Here is a 22,989-nt window from a genome sequence, read left to right as displayed (position 1 = left end):
GTCTGCGGATGTCTGCGGATGATTGCCGCGATGGACTGTGGATGATGTGCTGCGCGGGCAACCCGAACGCTGCGCCGCACGTCGCAACACCGTGCACATCGCAGGACACATCGCGTGCCCTCTCCATCGGTTCGTAGGATGACCTCCCTTTTCGGCACGGCTTTAATGGGATGACACGGTGGCCTATTCTGGGCGGACTCAGGGGCCACTTCTCCACTCCCATCCTCCCGAGGTACCGTGCATGTCCATCGAATCGCTGATTGAGGCCGATCGCCAGTTCCTGATCCATCCTGTAGCCGACTACCGCGCACATGAGGCGCGAGGGGCGACGGTGCTTACCAGCGGCAACGGGGCCTGGCTGCACGATGCCAATGGACACGCCCTGCTCGACGGATTCGCAGGGCTGTGGTGCGTGAATACCGGCTACGGGCAGGCGTCTATCGTCAAGGCCGCCACCGAGCAGCTGAACCGACTTCCCTATGCCACGGGCTATTTCGGCTTCGCTTCGGCACCCGCTATCACGCTGGCGCAGAAGCTCGTGGAACTCGCGCCGCCATCGTTGCAGCATGTGTATTTCACGCTTGGCGGGTCGGACGCCGTCGACGCCGCCGTGCGCTTCATCACCCACTACTACAACGCCATCGGCAAGCCGTCGAAGAAGCATTTCATCGCGCTCGAACGTGGATATCACGGCTCGTCGTCGACTGGCGCAGGACTCACCGCCCTGCCTGCGTTTCACCGCAACTTCGATCTGCCGTTGCCGACACAGCATCACATCGCATCGCCCTATCCCTATCGCAGTGCCACGCCCAACGATCCGCAGGCCATCATTGCCGCATCGGTCGCCGCGCTCGAAGCCAAGGTCGGCGAGTTGGGGGCCGAGCATGTCGCTGCGTTTTTCTGCGAACCGGTGCAAGGCTCCGGAGGCGTGATCGTGCCGCCCAAGGGCTGGCTGCGCGCCATGCGAGACGCCTGCAAAAAGCTCGACATTCTGTTCGTCGCCGACGAAGTCATCACCGGATTCGGTCGCACCGGGCCAATGTTCGCGTGCGAAGCGGAAGACGTCTCGCCCGATCTCATGACGCTGGCCAAGGGGCTGACCGCCGGTTATGCGCCGATGGGCGCCGTGCTGATGTCCGACGCCATCTATCAGGCCATGGCAGATGCGGCGCGCGGCACGCCCGTCGGTCATGGACAGACGTACTCGGCGCATCCGGTCAGTGCGGCCATCGGTCTGGCTTGCCTGAAGCTCTATGACGAAGGCGGCTTGCTCGCGAACGGTCAGGCACAGGCCAAGGCATTCGCCGACGGTCTGGACGCCTTCCTCGACCACCCGCTGGTCGGCGACTCCCGTCATCGCGGTCTGCTCGGTGCACTCGAACTCGTGGCCGACAAGTCGACACGCCAGCGCTTTGATGCGTCGCTCAATCTCCCCGAACGGATCGGCGCTGCCGCATATCGGAACGGCGTGATCTTCCGTGCGTTCGGCGACAACATCCTCGGCTTTGCTCCCGCCCTTTGCTACACGGCGGACGACGTCGCCGAACTCTTCGCCCGCGTGCGCACGACACTCGACGAAGTACTCGATACCCCCGACGTGCGCGCCGCGTTGCGCGGTTGATGTCCGCCAATGAATGTGCTGATGCGCCACGACTGCGCCCGATAACTTCTGCCCGCTTTCCCGGAGATTCATTCGAATGTCGCTTTCCCTGTCACGCCCCGATTTGATGCGCCGTCAGAACCTGATCAACGGCGAATGGACCGACGCCCGCCATGCCGGTCGCTACGCCGTGCACGACCCTGCCAGCGATACGTTGCTCGCAGACGTTGCCGACAGTACGGCCACCGATGCCCGCGCCGCTACTGACGCCGCCTACCGCGCGTTGCCCGCGTGGCGCGACAAGCTGCCGCGAGAACGCGCCGAAGTCCTCAAGCGCTGGCACGCATTGATTCTTGCGAACGCCGACGACCTGGCCCGGATCATCTCGCTCGAACAAGGCAAACCGCTGGCGGAAGGGCGTGGGGAAGTCGCGTATGGGGCGTCGTACGTCGACTGGTTCGCCGGGGAAGCGACACGCGTCTATGGCGACCTGATTCCGCAACAACAACCCGGCAAGCGCATGTCGGCGGTGAAGGAGCCCATTGGCGTCGTCGCCGCCATCACGCCGTGGAATTTCCCGCTCGCGATGATTGCCCGCAAAATTGCCCCGGCGCTGGCCGTGGGCTGCACCGTGGTTGCAAAGCCCGCCGAAGACACGCCACTCACGGCGCTTGCCCTCGCGACGCTGGCCCTCGAAGCCGGTGTGCCACCGGGCGTGCTGAACATGATCACGGCGTCGCGCACGCAAGGCATTGAGGCCGTGGCGGATTGGCTCGCCGACGAACGCGTGCGCAAGGTGACGTTCACCGGATCGACTGCGGTTGGGGTGCATCTCGCGCGCGAATCGGCGGGCACGCTCAAGAAGCTGTCGCTCGAACTTGGCGGGAATGCGCCGTTCATCGTGTTCGACGATGCCGATCTCGATGCGGCGGTCACGGGCCTGATGGCTTCGAAGTTCCGCAATGGCGGACAAACGTGCGTGTGCCCGAATCGGGTGTATGTGCAAGCGGGTGTCTACGACCGGTTCGCCGAGTTGCTGTCGCAGCGCGTGAGCGCGCTGCACGTGGCACCGGCGAGCGACGCACAGGCGCAGATCGGCCCGATGATCAATCGTCGGGCAGTGGAGAAGATCAGTCGTCATGTCGAAGATGCGCGCTCGCATGGGGCCCGCACGCTGACCGGTGGCACGACGCTGCCGTCGCTCGGGCCGCACTACTTCGCACCGACCGTGCTGGCCGATGTGAACGACGAGATGCTCGTCTGCCGTGAGGAAACCTTTGGGCCGGTGGTGCCGCTGTTCCGCTTCGACACCGAGGATGAAGTGATTCGGCGCGCCAACGACACGCCGTTCGGGTTGGCCGCCTACTTCTACACGCAGAACATGCGCCGTGCCGAGCGAGTGGCACGCCGTCTCGAAGCCGGTGTCATCGGCATAAACGAAGGCGCCGTCTCGAGCGAAGCTGCGCCGTTCGGTGGCGTGAAGTCCTCCGGCTATGGACGTGAGGGCTCGAAGTATGGGCTCGACGACTATCTGTCGATCAAGTACGTCTGCCAGGGCGGGCTGGATTGACGCGTTTGGCGAGTTTGGCGAGCGCGACCTGCTTCGCGATCAGGTTCAACGTTCAATGACTCCCGACACCAGGTCGCTCGCCAGCTCACTCAGATAACTGACACTGTCGGCCAGCGTCCGCCTACAACGATTTCAGACAGCGGCCGATATCGGGTGCTACGCCCGATTCATAGAATTCCCGTAACGGGTGAAGATTCGGGCGCACGCCGCATCACCCGTCCGAGAGATCCGGAACGGGGAGGCACTGTGAATGCATCACACCCGCACGCGCCAGAGTCCGCGCTTCGCGCGTTCTTGCAACAGCAATATCGGCCCGGGCGTCCCTACGAAACGCTGCAGTCGCTGATCGATGAGGGCTTCGATGCGCTGCCCTATCCGGGCGGTGGAGACACGCGCTCGCGGTGGCGAATGCTCGCAGACATCGGCAGCGTCGATCTTTGCCTGGCCAAACTCTTCGAGAGCCACACCGACGCGTTGGCCATCTTTCACGAACTTCGAGGCGCCACGCCTGCCGGGCCCGTCGGAATGTGCGCCGTGTGGTGTTCCGAACCACCGACGGCACGCGTCACGCTCACGCCCTGTGAACGAGACGGCCGAGAAGTCACGCTCACCGGCACGAAAGCGTGGTGCTCCGGCGCCCGGCATGTGCGTTCGGCGCTCGTGAGCGCGTGGGACGGGGAGACCCCCTGTCTCGTGTTCGTCGACCTCGCACAAGCGCAAACCGGTCGGATTGAAGTCAAACCCAACGAATGGCATGCGATCGGTATGGCATGCACGCAAAGCTTCGACGTGACGTTTCACGAGGCGCGCGCACACCGGGTCGGCGCGCCGGGGGCTTACCTGTCGCGTCCTGGCTTTCATCATGGCGGTGCGGGTATCGCTGCGTGCTGGTACGGTGCTGCAGCAGGCATCGCCGATGTCGTGCGCGAGACCATGTCCGGTCGATCCGACGACCCTCACACACTGGCGCACATGGGTGTCATCGACGTCGCACTGGTACAAGCCGCGAGCGTACTGCGCGCAACCGCCCAACTGATTGACGCGCATCCCGAAGCGCCGTGCCTTCATCATGTACGGCGTGCCCGGCTATCGGTGGAAGCGTGCGCCGAGACGGTGTTGCGACACGCACCGCGCGCCGTGGGCCCCGGCCCGATGTGTCGCAATGCGCGCTTTGCACAACTCCTGGCCGACCTCCCCGTGTTCATCCGCCAAAGCCATGCAGAACGCGATCTCGCCGAGCTTGGCCAGAGCGTCGTCGCACACGACACAGACGCGCTATGGACACTCTGAGCGCGCGCGTCATTGCCGGAGAAGGCACCGCAGAGGCGACCTGGCAACACTGGTTTCGCCGACACCCGTTGCCGACCGTGCCTGCGCGCTCGCTCGTCGCGCCGGGCCATGCAGTGCACGTCGTTGCGCCACACCCCGACGACGAAGTGCTCGGATGTGGCGGCACATTGCATCAATGGGCGCGATGTAACGTGGACGTCCACCTCTGGGCGGTGACGGACGGCGAAGCCAGCCATCCCGGCTCGACGGTGTGGACGCCCGCTCAATTAGCCGAGATCCGTGTTCGCGAAAGTCTGACCGCGCAGCAAAGACTGTCGCTGCGCGCCGGGCGCCATCGCCTACGCATCCCGGACGGCCAGGTCGCGGCGCACGAATCACGGATCGCCGATGCCCTGTGTCGCGCGCTCGTGCCGGGCGACACCGTCCTCGCACCGTGGCGATTCGACGCTCACCCCGACCACGAAGCCGTCGCGCGTGCGTGCCTTCGTGCAGCACAGGCCATCCGATGCCGCGTAATCGAGATGCCGATCTGGGGCTGGCATTGGGCGGATCCGGCCTCAGATGATCTGCCCCTCGAGCGCGCGGTCGCCGTGCGTCTGCCGCGCCGCGATCGGCTCGCAAAGCGGCAGGCGATGTCCGCCTTTCGCAGTCAGCTCGGCCCCGATCCGAGCACAGGTGCGCCCCCGGTGTTGCCCACGTATGCGCTCGCCCGATGGCAACGGCCGTTCGAGGTGTTCTTTCTATGACGGACTTCAACGCCCCGGATTTCGACGCGCGCTATCGCGCCTGCGACGATCCGTGGTCGGTGCACTCTTCCTGGTACGAACGGCGCAAGCGCGATCTGGTGCTTGCGTCGCTTGGACAACCGCGCTACGCCGCGGCGCTCGAGCTGGGCTGCGGCCTCGGCCAGATCACCGCGCCGCTGGCATCGAGATGCGACAAGCTACATGCGGTCGATCTGTCGCCGAGCGCCATCGAGCGTTGCCGTGCCCTATTTGCAGCGCGAGGCATCGACAATGTGTCTCTCGATGTGATGTCGGTGCCGGAAGCATGGCCATTGACGGAGTGGGCCTCGGTGGACCTCGTGATCGTCTCGGAACTTGCTTACTATCTGTCGCCCGAGCGCTTCACGCGGCTGATGCAGTCGTGCTTGCGTTCGCTCAGTACGGGGGGCGAGTGGCTGATGTGCCATTACATGCCGGAGTTCGACGACCGGGTGCAGCCGACGCATACGCTGCATGAAGCGGTGCATCGCGTGAGCGGACTCGTGCGATGCGTGGCGCATGAAGACCAGCGGTTTCGACTGGACGTATGGCGCAAGGAATAATGAGGTCCGACCATGATTGGCATTTGCATTCCGGCACACAACGAGGAGCGTCACATCGATCTCTGTCTTGCAGCGGTCGTGCGCGCGACGCAACAGCCGGCGCTTTTCGGTGAACCGGTCGCCGTCGTCGTGGTGCTCGATGCGTGCACCGACGCGACGGCTAAGCGTGTCGGGACATGGCCCGTCACGGCACTGACGTGTCACGCCCGCAACGTCGGTATGGCACGTGCATGTGGCGCACAACATCTGATCGCAAGAGGCGCTCGCTGGCTCGCATTCACCGACGCCGACACAATCGTTTCTCCCGGCTGGCTCGTCGATCAGTTGTCGCTGCGCGCACAAGTGGTCTGCGGCACCGTTGGCGTCATACACTGGGAATCGCACGGCATCCACGCACAACGGGCGCGGGCTGCATTTCTTGCTCACTATCAAGATCGCGACGGACACCGTCACGTGCATGGAGCCAACCTCGGCATCGATGCGGCGGTGTATCAACGACTGGGGGGCTTCGACCCGATGACGTGCAGCGAAGATCGGGCGCTGGTGGAGCGCTCAGAGAAAGCCGGCGTGTCCATCGCGTGGAGCGCGCTACCCCGCGTGACGACCTCGGCACGGCCGTTCTCGCGCGTGAGCGCCGGGTTTGCCGATGCGCTTCGGCAGGCATGGCCGGACAAGGCGCTGCCGCCCGCCAAGCGCGGGTGAGTATTTTCACTCCACAGCATTACGTATGAGCGATTTCCTAAGGCACCTCCCGCAGATCCGTGGCATCAAAGGCGAACGCACGAATGTCGGCCTGTCGGCCGCATTTCGTGCGTCGCGCAGCTTCATGCGCCGTAATGCGTCATGTCGCGCCCGCCTCTCCCGCGCAGCTTGCTACGACGGGAAGCTCCACGAAAAACAATTGCATACCGAGGTACCAGGAGATGAACGAACTTGCCGCAACCGTCCCCCGCCAATGGGCGATGTCCGCCCGCGACGCCTGTGTGTTGCTAGCCAATGCCATCCTGATGGTGGCGCTCATTGCCCTATTGCCATTCGACGAAAAGACCAATCGTGGACTCGCACTCACCGTCTTCATCGCCGTGTTGTGGCTGTCCGAAGCCGTCCACCTGACGGCCACCGCATTGATGGTGCCGGTCCTTGCCGTGCTGCTCGGCATTCTCGAAGTCCCCTCCGCGTTGACGTCGTTCGCCCATCCGATCGTTTTCCTTTTCTTTGGCGGCTTTGCGCTGGCGACCGCCATGCGCATTCAGGGCCTCGATCGCTTCCTCGCGAACCGGCTCCTGACGCTCGCCGGCGGACGCATGAATCGGGCGGCGATCATGCTGTTCCTCACCACCGCGGTGCTGTCGATGTGGGTCAACAACACGTCGACGACCGCCATGATGTTGCCGCTCGCCATGGGCATCCTCTCGCAACTCGACGCCAGTCGCGACCGCCGCACGTTCACCTTCCTGTTGCTCGGCATTGCGTACAGCGCCAATATCGGCGGACTGGGCACTGTCGTCGGCAGCGTTCCCAACGCCATGGTCGCGTCGCATCTGGGCATCGACTTCCTGACGTGGGCCAAATTCGGTGTGCCTTTGGTCGCTGTGCTGCTGCCGCTCATGATTGCCACGACGTATCTGATCTTGCGCCCGCGTCTGGACCAAAAGGTTGACGTCGACGTCGAGCCGATGACGTGGACCGGCCAGCGCATCGCCGCCGTCGGGATCTTTGGCTTCACGGTGATGACCTGGATCTTCAGCCAGCAGATCGCGGCGTGGCTCGGCGGCGTCAGGCAGCTCGACACGCTGATCGCCCTGCTTGCCGCCATCCTCATCGCGACGACCGGCGTTGCTTCATGGAAACAGATTCAGGCCCATACCGACTGGGGCGTGCTGCTGCTGTTCGGCGGTGGCCTCACGCTCAGCGTGGTCTTGCGCGACTCGGGCGCCAGCGTCGTCATGGCGCAGGCCGTGTCCAGCATCTTCGCTACCAGCCCGACCCTTGTGGTCCTGCTGATCACTGCCGCGTTCATCGTCTTCCTGACCGAACTGACGAGCAACACGGCCAGCGCGGCGATTCTCGTGCCAATCTTCGCCGCCATTTCGGTCTCTCTGGGCATGCCCGAAGCTTTGCTGACGATGGTGATCGGCATCGGGGCGTCATGCGCCTTCATGCTGCCGGTAGCCACGCCACCGAACGCCATCGTGTTCGGCACCGGCTGCGTGCCGCAACGCTCGATGGTCGGTGCAGGATTCGTCATCAATATCGTCTGCATCCTTGTGATCACGGGCTTCGCGTGGACGCTCTGGCGCTAATGGCGTGAGCCGGGGGGCGACCTCTCGTGCCCCTCCCCGCGGCCGCTCAGGCAGACTCGTCACACGGAGCCGGTACAATCTAGGAAAAATACCTCCGGCAATCCGTTGCGATGATGTCTGCTTCACCTGCCCGAACTGTCCAATCCATGCTTTCTTTACGTCCTGTGCGCGGCGCTTTGGCGCTCGCCGCACTCACCGCAGTGCTTGCCGGTTGCGCAGGCGCGCGCCCCGGCGCACTCTCGGCCTCCCCGGCAAGCCCACAGACGCCCCGCGTTGCGACGACGTCGCCGATGAGCACCGCCTCCGCTGCGCCGTCCACCGAAACACCGCAGGCCGTGGCGCCGCTACCATGGTGCGTGCAAACCTCGCTGCGTGAAGAAGACGACCTCATGCGCAACTTCGGCGGCATTCCCGCTGGCGTTCGCAAGATCGAGGAAACGCGATTCATCGCCAGCTACGACCGCGTCACCGGCAAAGTCGGCCCGCTCGATAACGGCAATCGCTTCGTAATGGAATTCGACGCGCAGGGTCACCTGCTCGCCAGCACCGATCGCGGCCGCTATACCTACGACGCCGATGGCCGCCTGCACAGCATCAACGGCAGCAGCGTCGACTGGCAAGGGCCGGACGAGTGGATCGTGCACGCAACGCGGCATCCCGCTTGGAAGGAACAAGTGCGTCAGGAAGACGGGCATCTCGAATGGACGCGCACGCTGGTGTCCAGCTCGAACAGCCTGCGCCATCGCCGACCCGGCACGCTTCAGGCGCGTCAGTTCGACGACGAATGCTTTGCGCTGTCGCGTCAGTGGGAAGCGCCGAACGAGGCGCGTCAGGTGATTACCGCCGACGGCCGCGCCCGCCCGGCACCGAAGATGGTGTCGTATCGCACGTTCGCCAGCGTGGAGCGCAAGCCCGATGGCGGACGCATCGTGCGCGACAACGGCGCGGCCGCGTTCATCGACGGTCAATGGCTGCCGCTCGCGTGGGACAACGAAGTCTCGGAGTACTCGCCGCGCCACGAACTCATCCGTGTGACCCGCACCGACGCGGCCACAGGCGAGCGCCACGTCTCCGAATACCACTACAAGTACGACAGCCACGGCAACATCGTGCGCATCGTGATTACCGCGCCCGGCGACAGAGTCGACCCGTTCGCGAACGTCTTCGTGCGAAAGCTGACGTACTTCGATACCACAGCAGCAGCGCCCGCTGTACCGGCGCCCCACGCCGTGTCACCGGCACCGGCCGCCGAATCGACCACCGAGTCGACTACCGAATCGACCGCCCCCGCCGCCAGCGACAAACTTACGTCGGCAAAGTGAAGCGGAACGTCGCGCCCTGCGCTGCCTGACCGGACGTGTCCACCAACGTGATGCGCCGGTCGTGCAGTTGCAGGATGCGATGCACGATCCGCAATCCTAGTCCGCCCTCGCGGCGTGCCCCGCCGACCGTGAACGGCCGCTCGAACAAGCCCTCTCGCGCGCTGTCCGGAATTCCCGGCCCCGTATCGCTCACCCGAACTTCGATTTCCGAACCGGCCGGTGCCACTGCCACGGTGATCTCGCCGCCGGGCGGCGTGTAACGCAGCGCGTTTTCCAGCAAGTTCGTGAAGACACGCTCGATCAGACCGAGGTCGCCCCGCGCCGCCGGAATCTGCGGCGCGAGTTGCGCACGCAGCGCCACACCGCGCGACTCGGCGCTCAGTTCGAATTTCTGGAAGACATCCTGGATCAGATCCGTCACTGAGAACGGCTCCAGCTCCGGCTGCACAAACCCATGCTCAAGACGCGCCAGCTCGAACAACGACTGCGCCAGCGCGCCGACCTTGCGGCTCTGGTCCAGCGCAATGCCGAGATAGCGCCGACGCTCGTCGGGCGTGAGCGTCGCGTCCTTGAGCGAAAGCGTTTCCAGATAGCCGTGCAGCGACGAAAGCGGCGTGCGTAAATCGTGGGAGATGTTGGCGATGAGTTCGCGCCGCTCCTGATCCTGACGCGTTAGCGTGCGCCATTGCGTGCCCAGTCGCTCGGCCATCTGACGGAACGCCCGCTCCAGCACCGTGATCTCGTCGCTCGGACGCGCCTGTTCTGCCGCCAGCGCTTCCGTCGACAGGGCAGGCACCGGCGGAGGTGCCGCGTCGATGTCGAATTCGCGCACGGTCTGCGTCAGTCGCCGCAGCGGGCGCGTAATGAGCGCAAACGCCGCCAGATCCGCGATCAGGCAGAGTGCCGCCACGAGACCGATCGACAACAGGGCCGTGTTGAGTGCAGCACTCGTTGCCCCGCGTTCGGCAAACCGGTCGTGCGCCTCGCCCAGCAGCACGACGTAGACGTAACCCACTTCGCGCCCGTCCACGCGCAACGGCGCGGCGCTGAAGACTTTACGCACGTCGGCGTTGCGCGGGTCGTCGCCGTAGATCGGCAGCGCCTCGCCGTCGATCAGACGATGCACCGGTCCAAGATCGACCTGCATGCGACGCACATGCCCTTCCGGCGCAGCGTGCCCGGTGATGCGTCCCTGTTCGTCGAGCAGATAGACCTCGACGCTCGGATTCACGACCATCAGTTGCCCGAACAGACGTCGCACTGCATCGGGCTTCATGCCGTTCGCATCCATTAGCTGCGCGTTGGCGGCGATGTGCTCGGCCAGCCCGCGCGAAAGTCCCTGAATCACTTCGGCTTCGTGCATGCGGTTCGCCCTCACCTGCATCCATGCCGACGTGCCGCTGCACACGATCAGCAGCACGGCGAACACGAGCGACAGGCGCTGGGTCAGGGAGAGATTCCAGCGACGCATCATGCGGCTCCCGCGTCGGTGCCGCCGGTGCCCGAACCTTCTGGCGCACCGTCGTTCGCGAACTTGTAACCGCGCCCCCAGACGGTGAGGATGCGCATGGGCTGCGCGGGATCGGCTTCGATCTTGGCCCGCAAGCGGTTGATGTGTGTGTTCACAGTGTGTTCGTACCCTTCATGCTGATAGCCCCACACAGCGTTGAGCAGATCCATGCGCGAGAACACCTTGCCGGGCTGACGCGCAAAGAAGTACAGCAAATCGAATTCGCGCGGCGTGAGGTCGAGCAGCTTGCCGCCAAGCGTAGCCTCGCGCGCAATCGGGTCGATGAACAACCCGGCAATCGCCAGGCTGCCCGCTTCCATGCGGGCATTGCGGGCGAGCGCATCGACGCGGCGCATGAGCGCCTTGACCCGCGCGACCAGCTCCAGCACGGAAAAGGGCTTGGCGAGGTAGTCGTCTGCCCCCAATTCCAGCCCGAGAATCCTGTGGACCTCGCTGGAGCGGGCGCTGGTGATGATGATGGGGGTGTAGCGGGTCATCTGCCGCGCTTGTCGGCAGATTTCCAGCCCGTCGACGCCGGGCAGCATGAGATCGAGGATCAGGGCGTCCCAGCCGCCTTCGGCGAGGCGCCGCAGGCCCTCGTTGCCATCGGCGCAATGCACGACCTCGAACCGCTCGTCGCGCAAATGCAGCGTGAGCAGATCGGCAATATGCACGTCGTCTTCGACGAGCAGGACACGGCGCGGCGATTCCATCGGACGGGAAGCTCCCGGAAAGTGAGTCTTGAAGGCCCCATTGTGCGCAGATCGCGCCCCTGGAGGTATCACGAATTGTTTAATTTTACGTGAGGACTTCGCCATCGCCGGGGCACTAATCTTCAGTCATCGATCCGGCACGGATCCCCTCTGTGCCGTACCACCGCCGTCGCGCTCCCCAGCTTATTGCGGCGGGGCCAGCCCGCGCCGGATCGTCCTACTGACCGGAGGATGTCATGAGATTGTCCGATTTGTACCCGCCCAAGCCCCGGAAGCCCGCCACATCGGCGACGCAGCCAGCACGTGCCGTGGCGGCCAGCGCCGCCCCGACACCCGCGCGCCGCCTGTTTCTGCTGAGCGCAACTGCCGCGGCCGCCGCCGTCGCCGCCGGGCTGGTGCCGCGTCTGGTGCGCCCGGCCGTGGCGGCCGAAGGCGCGAACGCCACCGAACACTTCGAGGTGGCCTTCAGCGACGCCGAATGGCGCAAGCGCCTGTCTGCCGGTCAGTACGAGATCCTGCGTCAGGAAGGCACCGAACGGCCCTACTCCAGCCCACTCAACGACGAACACCGTGCCGGCACGTTCGCCTGCGCAGGCTGCGCACAGCCGCTGTTCTCGTCGCGCACCAAGTTCGACAGCCACACCGGCTGGCCGAGCTTCTGGACACCGCTCGACAAGGCCGTGGGCACCCATACGGACCGGAGCTTCGGCATGGTGCGCACGGAAGTGCATTGCAGCCGTTGTGGCGGCCATCTGGGTCACGTCTTCGACGACGGTCCCAAGCCGACCGGCCTGCGCTACTGCATGAACGGTCTTGCGATGACGTTCCATCCGCAAGCCGCCTGATATCGGCCCACCACGACGCCCCCCCAAATAAAAGCTCGCAGCGTCCGCACGTCGGACGCCGCTCAAGGAGCGCTTCATGACTTTGCTCATCCTTGCCTACCTCGGCGGGATTCTGACGATCGTCAGCCCGTGCATCTTGCCGGTGCTGCCGTTCGTATTCTCGCGTGCCGGTCAGTCGTTCTCGCGCAGCGTGCTGCCCATGCTCGCGGGCATGGTGCTGATGTTCGCGCTTGTCGCCACGCTGGCCGCAGTCGGTGGCAGTTGGGTCGTGCAGGCCAACCAGTACGGCCGCTGGCTCGCGCTCGCCCTCGTCGCAGTGTTCGGCGCGACGCTGCTTTTTCCGAAGCTCGCCGAACGCCTTACACACCCGCTCGTGTCGCTGGGCAACCGTCTGACGCAATCCGCGCAGAGCGACGACAGTGTCTCGGGCGAATCCAAAGGCACCGGTCCCGGTGCGTCGTTCCTGCTCGGCATTGCTACGGGCCTGCTCTGGGCGCCGTGTGCCGGTCCGATTCTCGGCCTTGTGCTGACGGGCGCGGCACTGCAAGGTGCGAGCGTCGGCACGACGCTGCTGCTCGTCGCGTACGCCGCAGGTGCCGCCACGTCGCTCGCACTGGCCCTGCTCGTCGGCGGACGCGTCTTCGCCACCATGAAGCGCTCGCTGGGCGCAGGTGAGTGGATTCGCCGCGTGCTCGGGGGGCTGATGCTCGCAGGCGTCGCCGCCATTGCCCTCGGCCTCGATACGGGCGTGCTCGCGCAGGTTTCGACGGCCTCGACCGGGGGCATCGAACAGCGTCTGGTCGATCAGTTAAGCGCGCGCCGCAGTGCCAATGGAAACGGCAGTGACAGCGCATCGCAAGCACCGCAAGCCGACGCGAACAACGCCGCCAACGGCTCGGCCATGGTGGCCACGGGCAACGCCATGGTCCGCACCGCCGCGAATGAACCCGCACCGCTGCCGGTCGAAGGGCAGTTGCCTTCGCTCGACGGCGCGGTGCAATGGCTCAACTCGCCCCCGCTCACCGCACAGGCACTGCGCGGCAAGGTCGTCCTCGTCGACTTCTGGACCTACTCGTGCATCAACTGCCTGCGTACCTTGCCGTACGTGAAGGCGTGGGCGCAGAAGTATCGCGATCAGGGGTTGGTCGTCATCGGCGTGCATGCCCCCGAATTTGCCTTCGAGCGCGATATCAACAACGTCAAGAAGGCGGTGAACGATCTGGGTGTCGACTATCCGGTCGCCATCGACAACAACTACGCCATCTGGCGCGGCTTCAACAATCAGTACTGGCCCGCGCACTACTTCGTCGACGCTCAGGGCCGCGTGCGCTACCACCATTTTGGCGAAGGTAACTACGCCGAGTCGGAGCGCGTGATCCAGCAGTTGCTGCGCGAAGCCGGTGCGAAACAAGTCGCCGACGGCATCGCCGATGTGAAGGCCGCCGGTGTTCAACAAGCGCCCGACATGAGCGACGTGCGCTCACCGGAGACATATGTCGGCTATGAACGCGCCGAGAACTTCACGTCGCCGGGCGGTGCGGTGAAGGACACCGTTAGCGACTACCACGCGCCGACCTCGCCGTCGCTGAACAATTGGGGACTTGCCGGACGCTGGAATGTCGGCCCGGAACAGGCCACGGCAACGCAAGCCGGTGCACGCATCGTCTATCGCTTCCATGCCCGCGATCTGCACCTCGTGCTCGGGCCGGACGCCAACGGCAAACCCGTGCGCTTTCGTGTGACGGTCGACGCACAGGCCCCGGGCAATGCACATGGCACCGACGTGGCGGCCGACGGCACGGGCATCGTGACCTCGCAGCGTCTTTATCAACTGGTGCGCCAGTCAGGCGACGTGCAAGACCGCACGTTCACCATCGAGTTTCTCGATCCGGGCGCATCGGCTTACGCATTCACGTTTGGTTGAGCGATCCAACACTTCCCCTATTTCCCATCTTTGCCTCATTTCGGTTAGCGCCGGGAGTTTGAAATGATCCAGTCCAATTCGAAGCACCAAAGTCAGAAGTCACCAGCATCCCGCCTGCGGCGCGTACTGCTGGGCGCTGCCGCAGTCGCCTCCGGCGTCTTCATGTGGCAGATCGGCGCGTACGCCTTCGGCGGCGCGGAGCCATCCGTTGTCATCGCAGCACCGAAGCTCGACGAGCCGTCGACCGGCGCCCGCACCGAAACCGCCGTCTTCGCAGGCGGCTGTTTCTGGGGCGTGCAAGGTGTCTTCCAGCACGTGAAGGGCGTGACGAAGGCCGAGTCCGGCTACGCCGGGGGCACCGCCAAGACCGCCGATTACGAAACCGTGAGTAGCGGCTCGACGGGACACGCCGAGTCGGTGCAGGTGACGTTCGACCCGCAGCAGGTGTCATACGGCAAGTTGCTGCAAATCTACTTCTCGGTCGCCCATAACCCGACGGAAGTGAATCGTCAGGGCCCGGACAGCGGTACGCAATACCGCTCGGCCGTGTTCCCGATGACCGACGCGCAGCGTCAGGTCGCAACCGCCTACATCGCGCAGCTCGACGCCTCGCACGCCTACAGCAAACCCATCGCGACGAAAGTGGAGAAATACACGGGTTTCTATGCCGCCGAGACCTACCACCAGGACTTCCTGACGGAGCACCCGAACTATCCGTACATCGTGATCAACGATCTGCCGAAGGTGAAGGACCTCAAACGGATCTTCCCCACGCAGTACCGCGACACACCGGTCCTCGTGAAGACCGCATCGGCGAAGTAATCGAAGCATCCAGCGCATAGCCGGTCATCACACCGGCTATGCGCTGGCTAAATGCTTGCCATAGGCTGGCAAAGCACGTCATCGCGGCCCGTTCGCCGTGACAATCGTCACCCGACCGTTAGCGCTCGTCCGACAGCTTGTACACACGCAGACGATGACCGTCGGGGTCCGATGCCACGAACGTCCGGCCGAAGTCCATGTCAGTCGGTGCCTGCAGGATCGTGATGCCGCGTGCGCTCCAGTCTTCCCACGTCGCATCGACGTGTGCTTTGGACTGCACAGGAAACACCACCTCGCTGCCGCCCGGCGGCGCGATGACCGTCGGCGCCACCGAATAGCGCGCCCACAATCCCAGCTTCATGCCCGTAGGCAGCGTGAACAACGCAAACCCCGGCGACGCTTCGACCGGCTCCATGCCGAACAGCTCGGCGTAGAAACCTGCGCTTTCGGGGGGACTCGCGACATACAAATTGACCATATCCGGATGCAGCATGACAAGCTCCTGTCGTTCGTTATCAATGACGTTCTCATCGACAGCACGACGTCGGTCACTCGAGGAACGAATGCCGTTGCGCGCTGCCATGGACGCCATCGTACGAAGCGATGCTGTCAGATTTTGTCAGCAGTCGAACGCCGATTTCAAACGTGAATTCGATGCATCCGAGGGTGGATTTTTCTCATGCTTCGGGGTGCGTCGGATCGCCGGGGAAAGCTCGTCAGGCTCAACCCTTTCCGGTCTTCTCACGCCACGCCTTGAGCAAGGTGCGGCGTCCGCGCGGATAGCGGGTGTCGGCGACGGTCATGGCTTCGATGCGGTCGGCGCGGAAGCTGCGGAAATCGTCGCGCAGCTCGCACCACGCGAGGATCATGCGAACGCGATCGAAGAAGCCCAGCGCGAACGGCCAGACAACGCGCTCGGACAGACGTCCGGCTTCGTCGCGATAGGACAGATGAAGTTTGCGCTCGGCGCGTATGGCCTCGCGAATGTCGGTCAGATCGACGATCATCGGCGGCAGCGGATCGCCCGGTCCGATAAGGAGTGTCGACGCCTCAAGCGACGTGCGCAGGTCCGCCGGCAGCACCGCCGCGATCTTCGCCAGCGCATTTGCCGCCGCGTCTGCCAACGCCCCGTCGGTGCGCTTGGCGACCCAGCGCGAACCGAGCACGATCGCTTCGATTTCCTCTTCCGAGAACATCAGCGGTGGCAGCATGAAGCCCGGTTTGAGGACGTACCCCAGCCCGGGTGCCCCCTCGATATGCGCCCCCTGCGACTGCAATTCGGCGATGTCTCGATAGAGCGTGCGCAGACTCACGCCCAGCGAACTGGCGAGCGCGGCCCCCGGCACCGGATAGCGGTGACGGCGTAGCAATTGCATGAGGGAGAAGAGACGTTGTGTGCGGGACATGGCGCGTCATTATGCGCCATGTCCCGTTTGATGCGGCGTGTCTGCGGCATGTCTGCGACGTGTCGGACGCCGGGATCGCGACTGTCCGGTGCCTTACGCCTTACACCTGCGGCATTACTTCTGACGCAGCTGTTTGACGATCTCGGAGTTCACGTCGCCCGCCTGCCCGCCGTAGGCCACGCGCAGGTAGTTGGTCAGCTCGGAGATCTGCGCATCGGTCAGACGTTTGTCGAAGCCCGGCATGTCCTGCATCGCTTCCAGCCCCGGGAATTTCTGCGCTTCGACGCCATCGAGAATCGTGACGATCAGATTGCGCGGATCCTTCTGACGCACAGTCGAATTGCCCAGCATCGAGACAGCCACGTGCGGCTTGCCGGTGCCGTCTGCCGCGTGGCATCCGGCGCACACCGCCAGGTACATATTGCGTCCCGCCATCAGCTTGCTCGTGTCGGGGTTCTCCGGCAGCGGCTTGGGTGCGGGCGGCGCGTCGCCGAGCAGATACGTCGAGAGCGAACGCAGGTCGTCCGGCGTCAGGTACTGCGTGCTCAGATGCACGACCGGATACATCTCGCCGAACGCCGAGCCTTGCGGCGCAATGCCCGTGCCGAAGAACGTTTGCAGATCCTTTACCGTCCAGCCGCGCGCGGCCAACGCCTCAGGCGTCAGATCGGGGGCCGCGATACGTGCGAGCGCAGCGCCGCCGAGCGGCTTCGCCTTGTCCAGTTGACCGAACGTGCCGCGCGGCGTGTGGCATTCCGCGCAGTGGCCCAGCGCGTTGGCGAGATAACGCCCGCGCAGCCAGTCCGCCGATTGGCCTTTCGACGCATCGGGTAGCGTGTCCTTGAGGAACATCCAGTCCCACGCACGCATGGCCATGCGCACGTTGTACGGGAACGAAAGGTCGTGCTTGCGGTTGGGCACGGCGGCCGGTTTCACCGACATCAGGTACGCGTAAATGGCGTCGCTGTCCGCGCGCGTCATCTGCCGATAGGACGTGTACGGCATGGCCGGGTACAAGGCCTTGTCGGGCGCGATGCCGTCATGCAGCGCGCGGTAGAACTCTTCGGCCGTCCAGCCACCGATGCCGTTCGTCTTGTCCGGCGTGATGTTCGTGCCGTAGAACGTGCCGAACGGCGACTTGAGCGGCACGCCACCGGCGAACGGCGCACCGTCCGCACTCGTGTGGCACGCCGCGCAGTCGGCCGCGCGCGTCAGATACTTGCCGCGTGCGATCAGCTCGGACGGGGCAGACGGTGTCGCGGCGGGCACGGCTGAGGCGGCCGGGGCCGAAGATGCAGATGCAGACGCCGATGCCGATACCGATGCCGCGGCAGGCGCGTCTGCCGCCATCGCGCTTGTCACGAGCGACGGCACCATCGACGTCTTCGGCTGCGGCGGTTTGCCCGGCTCGGGCGGCTTCGGCGTCGAGGCGTCGTTGCACGCGCTCACGAGCATCACGGCGGCAAGGCAAGCCGCGCGAACGCTCCATCGGGTCACGCGCGTCAGGTGCATGGCTGTTTCCCTCATTTCGCGCCCCTCACTTCGAGTCCTTGATACAACCGGGCGTCTTCAGCACGACGTCGCGCACGGCCTCGTAATAGCGCACGTAGCCCGTGCACCGGCAGATCTGGTCGTTCAGTCCTTCGGTAATCGCAGCTTCCAGATCGGCGCGCGCAATCGGGTTGCGCTTCAGTCGCTCGATGAGCACCGTTGCTGCGTTCACGAAGCCCGGTGTGCAGTAGCCACACTGGAAGCTGAAGTGATCGAGAAACGCTTGCTGGATGGGGGCGAGCGTGACCTTGCCGTCGGTGTCGCGCGTCGCGTGGCCTTCCACGGTACGCACGGTCTTGCCGTCGAAATAGTTCGCGCCGGTAATGCAGGTGCGCACCGTCTCGCTGGTGCCGTCGGCGTGATCGACGATCACCACGCAGGCGTGGCAAATGCCCTGCCCGCAGCCCAGCCGCGAGCCGGTCAGGCCCAGCGTCTCGTGCAGGAAGTCGATCATCATGAGACCGGCGGGCACGTCCATCGGGCCATGCGACTCGCCGTTGACCTTGACCGTGACGGGCAGCGTCTCCCACGGCTTCTTGCCGCTGGCGGGCGCGGGGGATGCAGATGATGCAGATGACGTGACGGGGACAGCCGCTGTTGCGGCAGCAGCACTCGCCGCACTGGCGTTGTTCATTGGGGCTTGGGCACCTGCATCCGCGTTCGCATTCGACGCGGCCTGCGGTGCGCTACTCGTATCCGTCATGCCAGTACCTCCTGGATCTTCTCCGGCGTCACCGGCAACTCTGTAAATCGATGGCCGATCGCGTGCGCGAGGCCGTTCACAATCGCACCCACCACGGGGATCATCACGACTTCGGCAATGCCCTTGGGCACATCCGTCTCGGAGATCGGGGGCAGGACTTCACCTGTCTGCGTCCATACGGCGACGTCCACCGCGCGCGGCAGGTGGTAGCGATTGAAGTTCCATGTGCCATTGCCAGGACCGTCTTCGTACAGCGGCAAATACTCGTGAAGGGCATGACCGATGCCCATCGCCAGACCGCCCTGCAACTGGCCTGAAACGAGTTGCGGCGAGATCTGATTGCCGCACTCCATGATGGAATGGTGCGTGAGCAATTCGACCTTGCCCGACGCTTCGTGAACCGACAATTCGACGAGCGTGCCCACGGCGCTGTAATACGTGACGGCTGCATTGTTTCGCTGCACCGGCGGGTAATACACGCGCTTGCGGTCCATCGTGCGATAGCCGGTCGCAGGCGTGGGGGCGGCCACTTGCTGCCCCGCTGCGGCGTTCGGCTGCGACGCGCTCTTCGCTGGCGCGCCCTTCGCTGACGCTGACTTCGCTGGCGCGTTACCGCTGTGATGCGCGCTCTTGGCAGCGGGCGTCTGTGCGTCGGGCGCTTGCGCAGCAGCCGCCGACGGGTTGGCCCCGCCCTTGCCAAAGCGCAGGGCGATGCCGTCGACTGGCAGACGCTGCGTCACGCCGTCACCCAGATCCCAATCCGCTTCGGCCCACTGCCAGCGGTTGAACACGTGCACCGTCGCGCCCGTCACAAAGCCCTGCTCATAGGCCGTCTTCGCCAGCATGCCGAGCGGCAATGCTTCGAGTCCGGCCGCCGAGAGCTTGCCGTCGACCCAGCGGGCATCTTCCGCACGCACGACGAGCGGCGCGGCCTGCCCGCCACCTAGCCCACGACGCCAGATCGACAGCGCCGCTGGCCATAGCCCTTGCAGAAAAAGCAGACGCGCAGCTTCGCGCGTGCTGTGCGTGAAATAGAACGCCGAGTTCGTCGCGCTCGACGGCGACGCATACCCCGGCGACCAACGCGGATTCGCGGCGAGTTTGTCCTGATCGGCCTGCGACATCAGATACGGATCGCCGCTGGTCACCACCGGCAATTCGGGCCAGTCGGTGATGGCGATGTGCACGTCGGTGGCGGGCATGCCGAGCCATTTCGCCACGGCCACAGCCTGCGACGTCGATGTACCCGTGCCGATTTCCGCCGCCGTGTGATGCAGCGAAATCTTGCCGGTTTCGTCGAATTCCACGCGCGCGAACGACGTCTCCGCGCCCGTGCCGAAGTCCTTCTGCACGCAAGCGAAACCCACGCCATAGCGACGGCCCGGATGCGCCGCTTCGTACTCGGCCTTCTTCTTGTCGCGCTGCGTCCACAACGGATGCGCCTTCGCACGTGCGAGCACTTCGTCCACGCGCACAGCGCCCGCAGGAATCGCGCCCTGCGTGTTTTTCATGCCCGAGCGCAGCGCATTCTTGAGGCGGAAATCGATGGCGTCAACGCCGAGTTGCGCCGCCATCTCGTCAATCATCATTTCGGTCGCGGCCATCGACTGCAACGTGCCGTAGCCACGGGCCGACCCCGCATCGATGGCACGCGACGCAATCGCCACGCTCGCCAGATCGCTCTGCGGGAAGTAGTAGATGGACTGGGCCGCCGTCGCGCCCACCATCGCTACGGACGGCGAGAAGTTCATGCGTCCACCGCCGTTGCACTCCATGTCGGCCGTGAACGCTTGCAGCATGCCGCTCTCTTTGTCGACGCCGATGCGATAGCGCATCGTGAAGGCGTGACGCTTGAGCGACGTCTGGAATTGCTCGTAGCGATCGTTGGCCAGGCGCACCGGCAGGCCATCGCCATACATCGCAGCGGCCAGCCCGTAGAACGGCATGTTGTAGTGATCCTTCGAGCCATAGCCCACCGTGTAGCACGGGTAGACGATCAGCCGCTTCACCGGGAAATGCCCCTTCGCGGCCATCGCGGCCGCGTTCTCCGCGACTTCGGACGGCGACTGCGTGGGCACCACCATGTGCAGCGTTTGCGTGGCGGCGTCGTACCAGCAGTTGGCGTTATCGGGTTCGAGCGCCGCCGTGTCGACGGACTGTGTGCGGTACTCGCGCGACATCACCAGCCAGTTCGCCGGCGGATGTGCCAGCGACTCACCGATCTTGCCCGCGTACGCCATGCCCTGCTCGTCGAGCTTGCCGTGATCGTTACCGTCGGGCCACACCGGCAGGTGCTTGCGCATCATGCTCGGGAAAATCGGCGCGTCCTTGAGACTGGAGTAGACGTCATCGTCATACGCGGTCTTGCCACCCACGCGCACGTAACGGAAGCTGCCCCACGGGTCGCGTTCCAGCGGCCCAGTGACGTCGCCGTAGCGAATGATTTCGTCGTGGAACTTGAGCTTGTCTTTGGCGAAGCGAAAACGTGCGAAGTCGCGATAGATGAGGATAGCGACCGCGTGTCCGAGATACGCGGGCGTCTTGCCGACGGGCAGCAGCATGTCGTCGCCGTAGAACTCGGGGAACGCGACGCCGTCGCGTGCGAGATCCTCGGCCGTCACCACGCGGTCGGGTTGCAGACCGTCATTCAGGCGCGAGAGATCGAAGCCGAGATAGGGGCGGTCCGCGAGCGTCGTGCGCAGCACGAACGCATGTGCCTGCTGTGCGGGCCAGCCCGGCATGTCGCGTGCGCGTACGTCACGCGCGAAGATCTTGCTGCCGGTGACTTTGGCCGTGCCGTCGATACGGAATTTGGCTTGTCCCTTCGCAGCGTCCCACGCCACAGGCGTGAGGTTCTTGTCCTCGAAGAGCGCTGCGAACGCGCGACTTCCCATCGGCGCGATGTACACGGAAATACCCGCGACGACCGACGCCTTGAGAAAGCCGCGACGCGTCATTGCGAAGCCAGCAGACGCTTCGGGATCGGCGGAATTCGGGAGTGTCTGGGGTGTTGCGGAAGCAGCGTCATGACGAGCGTCATCGCTCGACACAGCCGCTGTCGGACAGTGTTTTCTTGGCAGGCGCGGCATATGCGTTCCGTCCGTCTTGTTTTGGGGGGACGTGCCACGATCACGATTGCGGCCCTGCAACTCCCGAACGACAAAACGGCACTGCAACGACTCACGCGGTCACGACGGCAAACGCGACGCCGCTGCACGACGCCGATACACAACGTCGCTGACCCACGATGCATGTTCACAATGCGTGACATTCGCGTGCCGTGATGCGCTCGTGAAGTTCTATAAGAACACGCTTCATGAGTGACACCGGACGTTTCAAGGCTACACGCCACCTCTGAGATTGACAAGATTGGACATGACGCACTGCGTGAGAACGCATGCGCTGCGCAACGTACGACGCACCGTGCGACGGGCGCGTACGGGCGATATTTGCTTCGCGTGATGTTGCCTATGCCCAATGAGAAATGCCGCTATATCCGAAGGGACACAGCGGCATTGAATCGATGTTGCGGTGCAGTTTTTTTCTCAGGCGATACGCAATTCCATGCACGTCAGATCGAGCCACCGGCCGAACTTCGTGCCCACTTCGCTAAAGGTGCCGACCATCCGAAAGCCCAGCTTCTCGTGCAGGCGAATCGACGGTGCGTTCTGGGCTTCGATAGCCGCAATCATCACGTGAACGTCAAGCGCACGGGCACGCTCGATCAGTGCGCGCATGAGCGCCTCGCCGATGCCGCCGCCGCGCGCGTTCTTGTCGATATAGATCGAATGCTCGACGGTGTGTCGATAACCGTCGAACGCGCGCCAGTCACCAAACGATGCATAACCGACCGTCTTGCCGTCGCGCTCGGCGACGATCACCGGATACCCGCGCTTAAGCCGCGCGGCCAGCCACTCACGACGATTGTCCAGATCCACCAGGATCTCGTTCCAGATAGCCGTCGTGTGCTCGACGGCATCGTTGTAAATGTCGCGAATCACCGGAAGATCGGCATCGAGGGCATCGCGAATCGTGAGCGGCGTCAGGGCAGTCGTCGGGGAAGTCATGTCAGTGGTCCTGCAAGCAAGGTGGGCAACGCATCC

19 protein-coding genes are annotated in these 22,989 nt (G+C 64.5%); 11 read left to right on the top strand and 8 right to left on the bottom strand.

All coding sequences use genetic code 11. The features are described from left to right. Positions 1-241: 241 nt before the first annotated feature. From NA29_RS05405 to NA29_RS05370, 8 genes are all read left to right on the top strand, one after another. The gene (locus NA29_RS05405) at positions 242-1,621 is read left to right on the top strand and encodes an aspartate aminotransferase family protein (RefSeq protein WP_039396538.1); all 1,380 of its coding nucleotides are present in this window, start codon (positions 242-244) and stop codon (positions 1,619-1,621) included. A gap of 76 nt (positions 1,622-1,697) precedes the next feature. Next, on the top strand, positions 1,698-3,170 hold the full coding sequence (locus tag NA29_RS05400; RefSeq protein WP_039396534.1) for an NAD-dependent succinate-semialdehyde dehydrogenase: 1,473 nt from the start codon (positions 1,698-1,700) through the stop codon (positions 3,168-3,170). A gap of 246 nt (positions 3,171-3,416) precedes the next feature. After that, on the top strand, positions 3,417-4,460 hold the full coding sequence (locus NA29_RS05395) for an acyl-CoA dehydrogenase family protein (RefSeq protein ID WP_039396531.1): 1,044 nt from the start codon (positions 3,417-3,419) through the stop codon (positions 4,458-4,460). Continuing rightward, positions 4,448-5,206: a PIG-L deacetylase family protein gene (locus tag NA29_RS05390; RefSeq protein ID WP_039396526.1), complete on the top strand. Its 759-nt coding sequence runs from the start codon at positions 4,448-4,450 to the stop codon at positions 5,204-5,206. Before NA29_RS05395 ends, NA29_RS05390 begins: the two co-directional genes overlap by 13 nt. Then, positions 5,203-5,787 (top strand): class I SAM-dependent methyltransferase, encoded by a 585-nt coding sequence (locus NA29_RS05385; RefSeq protein ID WP_039396521.1) that lies wholly within the window; start codon positions 5,203-5,205, stop codon positions 5,785-5,787. Before NA29_RS05390 ends, NA29_RS05385 begins: the two co-directional genes overlap by 4 nt. A 12-nt stretch (positions 5,788-5,799) precedes the next feature. Next, positions 5,800-6,489, top strand: coding sequence for a glycosyltransferase family 2 protein (locus NA29_RS05380; protein ID WP_039396517.1), 690 nt, complete (start codon positions 5,800-5,802; stop codon positions 6,487-6,489). A 221-nt stretch (positions 6,490-6,710) separates the two neighbouring features. After that, complete coding sequence (locus NA29_RS05375) at positions 6,711-8,090, top strand: DASS family sodium-coupled anion symporter (protein ID WP_052252547.1); 1,380 nt, start codon at positions 6,711-6,713, stop codon at positions 8,088-8,090. Between the two features lie 146 nt (positions 8,091-8,236). Further along, positions 8,237-9,412: an RHS repeat protein gene (locus NA29_RS05370; protein WP_157744759.1), complete on the top strand. Its 1,176-nt coding sequence runs from the start codon at positions 8,237-8,239 to the stop codon at positions 9,410-9,412. Here NA29_RS05370 and NA29_RS05365 read toward each other — a convergent pair. Together NA29_RS05365 and NA29_RS05360 are read right to left on the bottom strand one after the other, a co-directional pair. Then, entirely contained in the window at positions 9,396-10,886 is a 1,491-nt protein-coding gene (locus NA29_RS05365; RefSeq protein WP_039396514.1) for a sensor histidine kinase, read from the bottom strand. The two genes, NA29_RS05370 and NA29_RS05365, sit on opposite strands and share 17 nt — an antisense overlap. Continuing rightward, entirely contained in the window at positions 10,883-11,635 is a 753-nt protein-coding gene (locus NA29_RS05360; RefSeq protein WP_039396513.1) for a response regulator transcription factor, read from the bottom strand. Before NA29_RS05360 ends, NA29_RS05365 begins: the two co-directional genes overlap by 4 nt. Before the next feature lie 236 nt (positions 11,636-11,871). Here NA29_RS05360 and msrB point away from each other — a divergent pair, with 236 nt between their 5' ends. The 3 genes from msrB (at position 11,872) to msrA (ending at position 15,226) form a co-directional block, all read left to right on the top strand. After that, on the top strand, positions 11,872-12,480 hold the full coding sequence (gene msrB / locus NA29_RS05355) for a peptide-methionine (R)-S-oxide reductase MsrB (protein ID WP_084103468.1): 609 nt from the start codon (positions 11,872-11,874) through the stop codon (positions 12,478-12,480). Positions 12,481-12,556: 76 nt separating this feature from the next. Continuing rightward, on the top strand, positions 12,557-14,404 hold the full coding sequence (locus tag NA29_RS05350) for a cytochrome c biogenesis protein DipZ (RefSeq protein WP_039396512.1): 1,848 nt from the start codon (positions 12,557-12,559) through the stop codon (positions 14,402-14,404). 63 nt (positions 14,405-14,467) lie between these two features. Beyond that, complete coding sequence (gene msrA, locus NA29_RS05345) at positions 14,468-15,226, top strand: peptide-methionine (S)-S-oxide reductase MsrA (RefSeq protein ID WP_052252546.1); 759 nt, start codon at positions 14,468-14,470, stop codon at positions 15,224-15,226. 118 nt (positions 15,227-15,344) lie between these two features. On the opposite strand, the gene NA29_RS05340 is transcribed toward msrA, so the two are convergent. The 6 genes from NA29_RS05340 to NA29_RS05315 form a co-directional block, all read right to left on the bottom strand. Next, on the bottom strand, positions 15,345-15,719 hold the full coding sequence (locus NA29_RS05340; protein WP_039402439.1) for a VOC family protein: 375 nt from the start codon (positions 15,717-15,719) through the stop codon (positions 15,345-15,347). A gap of 229 nt (positions 15,720-15,948) precedes the next feature. Next, complete coding sequence (locus NA29_RS05335; RefSeq protein ID WP_039396510.1) at positions 15,949-16,632, bottom strand: helix-turn-helix transcriptional regulator; 684 nt, start codon at positions 16,630-16,632, stop codon at positions 15,949-15,951. A 114-nt stretch (positions 16,633-16,746) separates the two neighbouring features. Continuing rightward, entirely contained in the window at positions 16,747-18,009 is a 1,263-nt protein-coding gene (locus NA29_RS05330) for a c-type cytochrome (protein WP_039402437.1), read from the bottom strand. 160 nt (positions 18,010-18,169) lie between these two features. Then, positions 18,170-18,886 carry a (2Fe-2S)-binding protein gene (locus tag NA29_RS05325; RefSeq protein WP_039396508.1) on the bottom strand — a complete coding sequence of 239 codons (717 nt, stop codon included), beginning with the start codon at positions 18,884-18,886 and terminating at the stop codon, positions 18,170-18,172. Beyond that, entirely contained in the window at positions 18,883-21,843 is a 2,961-nt protein-coding gene (locus NA29_RS05320) for a xanthine dehydrogenase family protein molybdopterin-binding subunit (protein ID WP_039396506.1), read from the bottom strand. Before NA29_RS05320 ends, NA29_RS05325 begins: the two co-directional genes overlap by 4 nt. A gap of 588 nt (positions 21,844-22,431) precedes the next feature. Beyond that, positions 22,432-22,953 (bottom strand): GNAT family N-acetyltransferase, encoded by a 522-nt coding sequence (locus NA29_RS05315; RefSeq protein ID WP_039396504.1) that lies wholly within the window; start codon positions 22,951-22,953, stop codon positions 22,432-22,434. Between the last annotated feature and the right edge of the window lie 36 nt (positions 22,954-22,989).

The organism is Pandoraea sputorum (assembly GCF_000814845.2).
GTDB classification, from domain to species: Bacteria; Pseudomonadota; Gammaproteobacteria; order Burkholderiales; family Burkholderiaceae; genus Pandoraea; species Pandoraea sputorum.
Note: the sequence above shows the minus strand (reverse complement) of the source record. Positions and strands in the feature narration are given on the sequence as shown.

Bases quoted from the DNA above. Each gene is read 5' to 3' on its own strand.
- NA29_RS05405 (WP_039396538.1), top strand. From the start codon at position 242: ATGTCCATCGAATCGCTGATTGAGGCCGATCGCCAGTTCCTGATCCAT.
- NA29_RS05400 (WP_039396534.1), top strand. From the start codon at position 1,698: ATGTCGCTTTCCCTGTCACGCCCCGATTTGATGCGCCGTCAGAACCTG.
- NA29_RS05390 (WP_039396526.1), top strand. From the start codon at position 4,448: ATGGACACTCTGAGCGCGCGCGTCATTGCCGGAGAAGGCACCGCAGAG.
- NA29_RS05385 (WP_039396521.1), top strand. From the start codon at position 5,203: ATGACGGACTTCAACGCCCCGGATTTCGACGCGCGCTATCGCGCCTGC.
- NA29_RS05380 (WP_039396517.1), top strand. From the start codon at position 5,800: ATGATTGGCATTTGCATTCCGGCACACAACGAGGAGCGTCACATCGAT.
- NA29_RS05375 (WP_052252547.1), top strand. From the start codon at position 6,711: ATGAACGAACTTGCCGCAACCGTCCCCCGCCAATGGGCGATGTCCGCC.
- NA29_RS05370 (WP_157744759.1), top strand. From the start codon at position 8,237: ATGCTTTCTTTACGTCCTGTGCGCGGCGCTTTGGCGCTCGCCGCACTC.
- NA29_RS05365 (WP_039396514.1), bottom strand. From the start codon at position 10,886: ATGATGCGTCGCTGGAATCTCTCCCTGACCCAGCGCCTGTCGCTCGTG.
- NA29_RS05360 (WP_039396513.1), bottom strand. From the start codon at position 11,635: ATGGAATCGCCGCGCCGTGTCCTGCTCGTCGAAGACGACGTGCATATT.
- msrB (WP_084103468.1), top strand. From the start codon at position 11,872: ATGAGATTGTCCGATTTGTACCCGCCCAAGCCCCGGAAGCCCGCCACA.
- NA29_RS05350 (WP_039396512.1), top strand. From the start codon at position 12,557: ATGACTTTGCTCATCCTTGCCTACCTCGGCGGGATTCTGACGATCGTC.
- msrA (WP_052252546.1), top strand. From the start codon at position 14,468: ATGATCCAGTCCAATTCGAAGCACCAAAGTCAGAAGTCACCAGCATCC.
- NA29_RS05340 (WP_039402439.1), bottom strand. From the start codon at position 15,719: ATGCTGCATCCGGATATGGTCAATTTGTATGTCGCGAGTCCCCCCGAA.
- NA29_RS05335 (WP_039396510.1), bottom strand. From the start codon at position 16,632: ATGTCCCGCACACAACGTCTCTTCTCCCTCATGCAATTGCTACGCCGT.
- NA29_RS05330 (WP_039402437.1), bottom strand. From the start codon at position 18,009: ATGGTGCCGTCGCTCGTGACAAGCGCGATGGCGGCAGACGCGCCTGCC.
- NA29_RS05325 (WP_039396508.1), bottom strand. From the start codon at position 18,886: ATGACGGATACGAGTAGCGCACCGCAGGCCGCGTCGAATGCGAACGCG.
- NA29_RS05320 (WP_039396506.1), bottom strand. From the start codon at position 21,843: ATGACGCGTCGCGGCTTTCTCAAGGCGTCGGTCGTCGCGGGTATTTCC.
- NA29_RS05315 (WP_039396504.1), bottom strand. From the start codon at position 22,953: ATGACTTCCCCGACGACTGCCCTGACGCCGCTCACGATTCGCGATGCC.